The sequence below is a fragment of the Parashewanella hymeniacidonis genome, assembly GCF_016900895.1.
Classification (GTDB): Bacteria; Pseudomonadota; Gammaproteobacteria; order Enterobacterales; family Shewanellaceae; genus Parashewanella; species Parashewanella hymeniacidonis.
The window spans coordinates 1-1,889 of the sequence record NZ_JAFEUN010000251.1; the positions used below are offsets into that span (position 1 = coordinate 1).

The 1,889-nt window shown below is 49.9% G+C and carries 1 protein-coding gene; it reads left to right on the forward strand.

The features are described 5' to 3' along the window. On the forward strand, nt 1-1,889 hold a 1,889-nt coding region (locus JQC92_RS22125; protein WP_205001689.1), incomplete at both ends, for a hypothetical protein.

Genomic DNA, 1,889 nt, shown 5'->3' on the forward strand with positions numbered 1-1,889 from the left:
AAAGAACTCAAACCTTTATTTACTCAACTTCCTGACCAACGAGAACCTGAAACCATCAAGAAGGCTATAACATTTATAACAACTGGCAAGGTAAAGCTGACGGCGTTTGAAGGTCTATTTAAAAATAATCAAGGCGCAATAACAGCCTTTGCAAACCTATCCGACAGTGATATTGAGTGTATAGCTAAACATCCTCAATTATCATACGTTATGTCGATGTGCCGCCGAAAAGGTCTGCCCACGCCAGCGGCGCTGAACACATTCTTCACTGCTGAGTATTTAAAAGGTGATAACGGCCGCTTGTGCAAGACAAAGCTGGCTGCGGTGGCCAGTATGTGCCGCCAAAAAGGTCTGCCCACGGCAGCGGCAATGAAAGCATTCTTCAACGATAATCATCTGAAAGATGGACGTAACTTGTGCCTAACAAGGCTGAAGGCGGTGGCCAGTATGTGCCGTCGAAAAGGTCTGCCCACGCCAGCGGCGCTGAACACATTCTTCAAAGATGAGCATTTAAAAGATGAAAACGGCCGCTTGTGCAAGAAAAGGCTGAAGGCGGTGGCTAGTATGTGTTGCGAAAAAGGTCTGCCCACGGCAGATGCAATGGAAATGTTCTTCAAAGATGAGCATTTAAAAGATGAAAACGGCCGCTTGTGCCTGACAAAGCTGGCTGCGGTGGCCAGTATGCGCGGCCAAAAAGGTCTGCCCACGGCAGAGGCAATGAAAGCATTCTTCAACGATAATCATCTGAAAGATGGACGTAACTTGTGCCTGACAAAGCTGGCTGCGGTGGCCAGTATGTGCCGCCGAAAAGGTCTGCCTACGCAAGCGGCGCTGAACACATTCTTCACTGCTGAGTATTTAAAAGATGAAAACGGCCGCTTGTGCCTGATAAAGCTGAAGGCGGTGGCCAGTATGTGCGGTCAAAAAGGTCTGCCCACACCAACGGCACTGGAGGCATTCTTCAACGATAATCATCTGAAAGATGGACGTAACTTGTGCCTGACAAAGCTGGCTGCGGTGGCCAGTATGCGCTGCCAAAAAGGTCTGCCCACGCCAGTGGCGCTGAACACATTCTTCACTGCTGAGTATTTAAAAGATGAAAACGGCCGCTTGTGCCTGACAAAGCTGAAGGCGGTGGCCAGTATGTGCTGCGAAAAAGGTCTGCCCACACAAGAGGCGCTGAACACATTCTTCACTGCTGAGTATTTAAAAGATGAAAACGGCCGCTTGTGCCTGACAAGGCTGAAGGCGTTGGCCAGTATGCGCTGTAAAAAAGGTCTGCCCACGGCAGAGGCAATGGAAATGTTCTTCAAAGATGAGCATTTAAAAGATGAAAACGGCCGCTTGTGCCTGACAAAGCTGGCTGCGGTGGCCAGTATGTGCGGCCAAAAAGGTCTGCCCACGGCAGCGGCAATGAAAGCATTCTTCAAAGATAATCATCTGAAAGATGGACGTAACTTGTGCCTAACAAGGCTGAAGGCGGTGGCCAGTATGTGCCACCGAAAAGGTCTGCCTACGCCAGCGGCGCTGAACAAATTCTTCAAAGATGAGAATTTAAAAGATGAAAACGGCCGCTTATGCAAGACAAGGCTGGCTGCGGTGGCCAGTATGTGCCACCGAAAAGGTCTGCCCACACCAACGGCACTGAAGGCATTCTTCAACGATAATCATCTGAAAGATGGACGTAACTTGTGTCTGACAAGGCTGAAGGCGGTGGCCAGTATGTGCTACCAAAAAGGTCTGCCCACGCCAGCGGCGCTGAAAGCATTCTTCAAAGATGAGCATTTAAAAGGTGCGACCCGCCGCTTGTGCCTGACAAAGCTGAAGGCGGTGGCCAGTATGTGCGGCCTAAAAGGTCTGCCGTCCGCAAGCGCGTTAAAAGCATTCTT